This window comes from Bradyrhizobium niftali (assembly GCF_004571025.1).
GTDB classification, from domain to species: Bacteria; Pseudomonadota; Alphaproteobacteria; order Rhizobiales; family Xanthobacteraceae; genus Bradyrhizobium; species Bradyrhizobium niftali.
Map to the genome: position 1 here is coordinate 1 of NZ_SPQT01000098.1, position 3,378 is coordinate 3,378.

5 protein-coding genes are annotated in these 3,378 nt (G+C 58.0%); 4 read left to right on the forward strand and 1 reads right to left on the reverse strand.

Annotation, left to right across the window (positions count from 1 at the left end; genetic code table 11):
• The 4 genes from E4K65_RS46470 to E4K65_RS46485 all read left to right on the forward strand — a co-directional run.
• The coding region (locus tag E4K65_RS46470) for a transposase (protein WP_167771707.1) at window positions 1-223 on the forward strand (223 nt) is incomplete at its 5' end.
• A 297-nt stretch (window positions 224-520) separates the two neighbouring features.
• On the forward strand, window positions 521-1,549 hold the full coding sequence (locus E4K65_RS46475) for a hypothetical protein (protein WP_025575908.1): 1,029 nt from the start codon (window positions 521-523) through the stop codon (window positions 1,547-1,549).
• A 744-nt stretch (window positions 1,550-2,293) separates the two neighbouring features.
• Window positions 2,294-2,479 (forward strand): hypothetical protein, encoded by a 186-nt coding sequence (locus tag E4K65_RS46480; protein WP_135179736.1) that lies wholly within the window; start codon window positions 2,294-2,296, stop codon window positions 2,477-2,479.
• A gap of 231 nt (window positions 2,480-2,710) precedes the next feature.
• On the forward strand, window positions 2,711-3,046 hold the full coding sequence (locus E4K65_RS46485; protein WP_135179737.1) for a hypothetical protein: 336 nt from the start codon (window positions 2,711-2,713) through the stop codon (window positions 3,044-3,046).
• Window positions 3,047-3,155: 109 nt separating this feature from the next.
• Here the strand turns inward: E4K65_RS46485 and E4K65_RS46490 are convergent.
• A partial coding sequence (locus tag E4K65_RS46490; protein WP_167771707.1) for a transposase occupies window positions 3,156-3,378 on the reverse strand: 223 nt, incomplete at its 5' end.

A 3,378-nucleotide genomic window follows, 5' to 3' on the forward strand; every position in this document is an offset into this window, starting at 1 on the left:
GCAGCAGCGCCTTGATGCGAACCCGATGGCTATGCGTCAACCTCGCGAGACCGTCGAGCATCCGTTCGGCACAATGAAGGCCCGCATGGGCGCGACACACTTCCTGACCAAAACGCTTCCGAAAGTAGCCGCCGAGATGGCTCTTTCGGTTCTGGCGTACAATCTAACAAGGGTCATGAACATCGTCGGGATCAAGCCGCTGATCGCTGCGATCGCGGCCTGAGAACTGCGTGTCTCCTGCCTTCCGGGCCAGATACCCTTAGGCACCGTTTTTACACGACCAAGACCATTAGCGGACATTGATTGGCCTTCCGCGTTCTCCGGAAAGCGTAGTAGGCTACGCCTGCTGCCGTCCGTGCCCAATTGTTGCGGAGGGACTGGTCCTGAAACTTCGCCGCCGAAATTTTCTGCATATCGCCGCGGGGGCCGGCCAGATCGTGTTCCCGCCGCCGAAGGAGGCTCTCAATTCCGCGCGCAAAATTTCGCGTTGACGGACCGAACTAGGACAGGAAAAGCAGACATGGCCGCTTTTCAAGAGGTTTTCCGCCGCTCCGGCATCGATGAGCGCCGCAGCCCGCCGGGCATGGTGGTGCCGTTCGGCGGCTCCAACATCGTGGCGCTGATCGATCCCGGAAGAAAGCTCAAAGTCGATCCTAACGCCCATGCCCTCGGGATCAAGGAGATCGATGGCGCCGATACCCTTAGACGCGTAATGCAAGCCAGAGACATCTTCTCCGAACCCAATATCGATCCGCAGCTCAGGGCGGCGTCACTTCCCGCCACCTTCAATGGCGATGCACGGTTTTTCGAAATCAATGGCCGGATTAAGCCGATTGGCTTTCCCGGCCTGGAGGTGGTGGCCCGGTCGGCCGGCCGGAAGATCGAAGCCAAGCTCCATGTCGTCGTGCTGCCAGAAATCAAGATCAAGGTGGCGTTCCGCAATGTCATGGTTCCGGGGAGTGGCGGCGCTCCGGCGTTTCACGCCAAGAAGCCCTGCAGCGAGCAAGATGAATTGCTGACGATGAACAACATATGGAGGCCGCAGGCCAACATCCGCTTCGAGCGGGTGCCAAGCGACTGGCTGGTCGTCGACGACTCGCAGGCTGCCGTCAAACAGGAGCTCGCCAATGCGACTGGCATGAAGGATGCGAGCCTGGCGACCTTTCCCGATGTGATCGACGTCGAAAAACTGAAGGGCTTCTTCGTCAAACACAAAGTCCAGGGCGCCCATCTAACCATTTTCTGCGTCGATAAGGTTTGGTCCAATGGCGGCCTCGCCAATGGCTCGTTTGCTAGATCGCTGGACCTTGCCTTCATCAGCTCGCAACGCGGGCCCAACACGTCTGCCCATGAAGCTGGGCATTTTCTCGGCTACTACTCGAAGAGCGCGAGCAAACCTTGGGACAGCCAAGGCCACACGCTGGAGACCGATCCGAAAACCGGAAAAGAAAACAGGGCGGAAGACATCAAGATGCTGATGCGCGGGGGAGGCGCCGGGTGGAAAATTCCGTTTAATCTCGTCAAGGAGTTCCGCGACTTCCCCGGCTAGCATCCTTCGTCGGCCCCTGCCAAAAGGCAACATCGCGGGCTTGGCCCGGATATGAAAGAGGCCGCCAACTGAAGGGCGGCCTCAGCACATCTTGATGTGATTTCTGTTAGCTCTTGAGCCTTAGACTGGAGCAATACCAATAGGACTCCAATGGTGCGTAACCCATCTTGGTGCCCGCCGTCGTGCACTCGCCGTAGGATTTGTAGCGTGCGTCTCTGCACGTTGACGAAATACGGCCAGCAGCAAAGGAGCATCCGATCTTGGCGCTCGGATCACTCGTGACTGCGGCATTCGCGGGTGGTCCGGCCGTCGCGGGAGTGATCGACATGGCGGCGACAGAAAGACCAGCGGCAAGTATCGAAACGGCTTTCATGGCTATCTTCCAAATTTTTCCGGAACGGTTGCCGTCCTGGTGCGAGAGTATATGCCCCGTTTAAAAAGGGGCGCTACTGGAAATTGCAGTCGTGAAGCCACTCCCGTTACCGGCATAACAGCAAGGGAATAAAGAGCGGACCGCAGCCGCCGGTGGGCTCTCGCTCCAATTCTGCCTGGAAAGCCCGCCAGGTACTCATGATGTCAGCTAGGGGTCGAACCCGGAAGTCGGCGGTCCATGGCAGGTGGTCTGCACTGCCACTGTGAGCGGACATCACCGGATCCGCGGTTCAGGTCCGCGAAGGGCCAAATGGCGACATTCTTTGTTGGGTCTGATATCCTACTCGCCAGCGGAGACCATCGATACAAACCATGAATGGCATCAAGCAGGGATTGCTGGTTGCAGCCGCAGCTGCGGCGCTGATCATCGTCGCGTTTGGCACGTATTTCCTCTTCGCGCATCCTAGTCTCATCTCGGTCGTTACCTTCTTCTCAGTCGTGCCGGTGTTTCTAATCGTGGGGCTTGGCTTCTTCAGGATCGCTAGAAACCGGAACTAGGCGCTGTAAGACTGCTCTGGGTCAAAATGCGAAGAACTCAACCTGAGCAAATCTTGTCCGCCATGCCTCAATAAGCGGACCTCGTGGAGCGATGCTGCCACTTCGCCGAAGGGCCAACAGCAGAAAGTTTGCGTTAAGTACGTCATGCATCCGCTGACCTAGCGCAGCGATTGCGGAGGTACAATTATCTACTGATCAATTTGGGTGTCTCCAAAAGGGGCGACGCGACGAATGACCCTCCAGGTCGTGCTGCTGCTCCTTGTACCCTATGCGGTGCCGTTGCTGATGCCATCGTGGCGGTGGCTGCTCGCGTATGCCGTCGCAGTCGCAGTCCTTTTCACCCTCTATTTCACCCTCTGGTTCCATGCTGTCATGACAACACCGACGCGGACCGGATTGGAGGGTATCGACTTGGCTTTTGTCGCGTCCGCCACGATTTCGACTGCCGCAGGTACGATCGTGCGAACTGTAACGCTCCTCGTAAAAGCGCGCTCTGTTGTCGTCACCATCAGCATTCTCGGCGCGATAATTCTAACCGTTGCTGTCCTCGTCTGGGCCAATCGGTAGGCGAGGCTGCACCGCATTCCTCCGCCCGCGCCCCGTCCGCTAATGGTCTTGGTCGTGTAAAAACGGTGCCTAAGGGTATCTGGCCCGGAAGGCAGGAGACACGCAGTTCTCAGGCCGCGATCGCAGCGATCAGCGGCTTGATCCCGACGATGTTCATGACCCTTGTTAGATTGTACGCCAGAACCGAAAGAGCCATCTCGGCGGCTACTTTCGGAAGCGTTTTGGTCAGGAAGTGTGTCGCGCCCATGCGGGCCTTCATTGTGCCGAACGGATGCTCGACGGTCTCGCGAGGTTGACGCATAGCCATCGGGTTCGCATCAAGGCGCTGCTGC